General features: G+C 46.4%; 3 protein-coding genes. 2 read left to right on the top strand and 1 reads right to left on the bottom strand.

All coding sequences use genetic code 11. The features are described from left to right. Positions 1-843, top strand: an 843-nt coding sequence (locus H6F50_RS08385) for an MFS transporter (RefSeq protein ID WP_190428308.1), incomplete at its 5' end; no start/stop codon positions are given. Here H6F50_RS08385 and H6F50_RS08380 read toward each other — a convergent pair. Further along, entirely contained in the window at positions 818-2503 is a 1686-nt protein-coding gene (locus H6F50_RS08380) for a GH3 auxin-responsive promoter family protein (RefSeq protein ID WP_190428305.1), read from the bottom strand. The genes H6F50_RS08385 and H6F50_RS08380 overlap by 26 nt on opposite strands. Positions 2504-2843: 340 nt before the next feature. On the opposite strand from H6F50_RS08380, the gene H6F50_RS08375 reads away from it, so the two are divergent. Further along, positions 2844-3758: cupin-like domain-containing protein (locus H6F50_RS08375; protein WP_190428303.1), on the top strand; the 915-nt coding region annotated here is incomplete at its 3' end.

Here is a 3758-nt window from a genome sequence, read left to right as displayed (position 1 = left end):
AGTCTGGGCTTGCTGGGAAATATGTATGAAGGCGAAGCGCGATCGCAAGCTTTAGGTTACGCAACCAGTACCCTAACTCTGACTGGTATTGCTTTTCCGCTTTTAGGGGGCTGGGTTGGTGCCACTCACTGGCAATATGCTTTTTATCTGTATGGGCTAGGGTTGCCGCTAGCGTTTTTGGTTGCTTTAATTTTGAAAGAAAAGCCACCGAAGCTTCGGGTTAAAGAACGCGCCACCGATTCCAACCAAAAGTTGGGTAAAATCATCGGACAGCCCCACGCCTTGCAGTTGTTGCTCACCCTTTGCTTAGCCTCAGTGGCAATGTATGCCGTCGTTATTTACGCACCCCTTTACCTCAAGGCAACGATAGGGGCAGGAGCATCTCTCAATGGGATTGTCCTGGCATCGCGGGCAGTTGGGGCAGCGGCTGTCTCCGCTTTTGCTGCGAAGGGACTCGCCAAGCGACTCGGTTTAAATCGAGCCACTGCAACCGGATTTGCACTGATGGCATTAACCTTGGCAACCATCCCACTGCTGTCCCAACTCCTCTGGATTTTGATAACAGCGGTACTCTTCGGGGTGGGATTTGGGATTGTGCTACCCAACCTCTATAGCGCTTTAGCCGATCTCGCCCCCTCACAACTCCGGTCTAGCGTGCTGGCAATCGGAACGGGTGCCGGTTTCCTCGGACAGTTCCTCTCCCCGATTCTCCTGGGGCCAGCGATCAATTATGGCGGCTTGCCAGGGGTCTTTTATGGGGCAGCGAGTGTCTCGATGGTGGCAGGATTGCTGCTTTTCTTTGGTAGCAAAGACAAATTTAATCGCGATCCTCTGGAAGTCTAACCTCTTGCTCCACTTCCAGTCCAGCTAGAAAATTCCGATCTTCGCTAATATGGGGAAATTTTAGTTGAGAATCCGGAATTCCCCTTTCTACTTGACGTTGGCGAACTTTGGCAAAGCTGCCAGGAGCCAGAATTCGCAGTCGGGGAGGAGGCACCTGATCCTTGCGTTTGGATTGATAGTAAACGTTAATTTCCTTGAGTTTACGGTCAAAGCTGGTTAAAAAAGCGAGGCGCTCGCTCAAAATATGACCGCTAACGAGTTCAATATTCACGAGATAATGGGCGGGGAACTCATTTTCGGACAAAGTGATACAAAAATCCTCTAGTGGCAAGCTAAATTCTTGTTGCAGGCTTTGCATCACCTGAGTGGCATGAAATTCGGTCGTCTTCTCCGTCGTGGAAGACAAGATCCCGCCTCGACGGTGACGAAATACAATCAGAGGAGCCTGCTCGTAAAAACCCAGCACTTCTACAACATCACCAATATCGTAACGGTAGAAGCCGCTATAGTTGGTCATCAGAATCCGGTAAAGTTCTCCCGCCTTCACTTCCGTGGCAAGTAAGGTTTTGGGATGCTCTACTTCCCACTGGTCTTGCGGGATAAATTCAAAAAAGCCTGCTTCAATGGCTAAGATGCTGCCATCGTTGTTGAGGTCGTGGTAAATACTAAAGGTGCCTTCAGCGGAGGCGAAAACAGCCCCAAAGCTAGGGATGTCGTCAAAGTAGCTGGGAAATCGCTCAAAGTAAAAATCTGAGGTTCCTCCCCGCGCGGTGGCGGTAAAAGATAGCTCAGGCCATGCTAGTTTCGGGGTAAGCCGTCCCTCTGATTTTAGGATTTCCCGCAATTGAGCAGCGCGACCTGGATTTGCTGACCATTGCCGTTCCAATTTGGCTCGAAGTTCGGGTTCGAGTGTTAACCAACTGGCAATGGTTCCGGTTTCGATGTCTCGGATCAAATCTTCCGCGTAGCGTTCTAAATAGTTGCAGATTCGCAGGATGAGCATGGGAAAATTGGCTCCGATTCCGCGCATCGAGCGATCGCGCAGGGCAAATAAGAAGCAAAGATAATGGCGGGTGATACTATCCGCCGCTTGTAGGGTTTCGTAAGGATGGGCAAAGAGTTGTTCGTAGAGAAATTTGCCCATGCGGAGGACGCCTGTACCTCCCGGCCCATATTCAATCCCACCACTGGTACGTCCCGTTATTTGGGCGGTGTTGGTGACTAACAGTTTGCCAAATTTTCGATCTTGCGAACGCAGCGCCTCACCTAAAAAGCCGATGCAAGTCAGATTCGCCCATCCCAACGAGTTCTGAAATCGCTGAGTCACCGGGATTAATTTCTGATTTCCCGTCGAGCCACTGGTCGTATTGAGATAAACGACCGGATCTGGCGTTAAAATATTTTTTTCACCTTGGGCAATGCGTTCAGTATAGGGTTCATAGCTGCTGTAAGGCAGAATCGGAATCTGTTGTTGAAATTGCTCGATTGTTCTGATATCTCTCAGTCCATATTTGCGACCTAATTCGGTATCTTTATGAGCTTGCAATAGCTCCTTTAATAACTGCTCCTGTACAGCAGAAGTCCGGCGAGTTTTTTTCACAAAATTCGCCCTGGCACGTTCAGCAATTGTTGTCAAAACTGGTAGCAATAGATTTGCCATTAGTGCATTAGATCCATTAGCAAGAATAACTAGATGTCGATTAAAGCAGATTTTTTCTTTTTCTCCAAACTAAATGCTAAACTTCGCTAGTAGTTATTATTCATAATGTCTTTATTAATGACTAATGAGCGATGAAAACGAAGCTTTTTTGGGGACAGTTATAGCAGTTCTATAGGAGTTGTAAATTTTATGAACCGCGTTGGCGTTAGCCTCCTGTTAGCGATAGCACTTAGACGCCAAGAGCGCTAAGGAAGAGAGAAAAGAGATATCTAAGCTTTCATAAATGAATTATGATTATATATCCAACTATTATTGACTCAAAATAGGTGAGGAGATGGGTATGGAAACCAAATCGGAAAATGTCATAAAATTAGACTTGGAAAAGCGGGTCAAGCCAATCGAACGAGTGGATATTTCATCGGTAACACCAGAAATATTTTTTGAAAAATATCAAAAAACCGGAACTCCTGTTATCATTACGGGCTTATTGGAAAGTGAAGGTGACTGGAATTTAGACTATTTATGTGAAAAGTTTGGCAGCCAAGAGTTAATCTTCCGAAATCCAGGGCGGGAAAGGGAAAAGCAGGAAAAGCGCAAATGGAAAAGCATCGGCAGTGGCGTAAATCTGCAAAGTATGCCATTCACAGAATATGCAGAGATGTTGCGTAACCATAAGGCTCATGAAAATGACATTAACCTAGGAAAATGTCCCCTCAAAAATACCCCGCTTGCTAATACCCAGTCTTTAAAAATCATTGGCTCTCGGCTAGGTTTAACGAAACCTGCGAGCGAACTGAACATTTATGTAGCTCCGGGAGGTCATCGCTCAGGCTTACATTATGACTCAGTGGACGGCACGCTGATGCAACTGCATGGTGCTAAAAAAATAGTGTTTTTTCCACCCTCAGAGACATACAATCTCTATCCATTTCCGGTGTATATTCATTTGCGCCACGGATTGAAATTGCGTTCTTGGTTTAGTCAGGTGGATCTGGAAAACCCTGACTTTAAAACAATGCCAAAATTCAAGCAGGCACTCCAGCATAAATGCGAAGTAATCCTTGAGCAAGGTGAAACACTTTATATTCCTGCCGGTTGGTGGCATGAAGTCATCGGATTGGGCGATGAAATGGTGTGTGCAGTCAATCGTTTCTGGAGGATATATCCTACATCACGAGCCGTGTTCTCTTGGAGTCGATGGCGTGCAGCTTGTGGAATTATATTTGCCTTACCCTATACTTTTTTGAATTTCGCG

The sequence above is a fragment of the Coleofasciculus sp. FACHB-712 genome, from assembly GCF_014695635.1.
In the GTDB taxonomy this organism is placed as follows: domain Bacteria; phylum Cyanobacteriota; class Cyanobacteriia; order Cyanobacteriales; family FACHB-T130; genus FACHB-T130.
The sequence above is the reverse complement of the archived record's forward strand: the minus strand, read 5'-3'. Positions and strand labels throughout refer to the sequence as shown.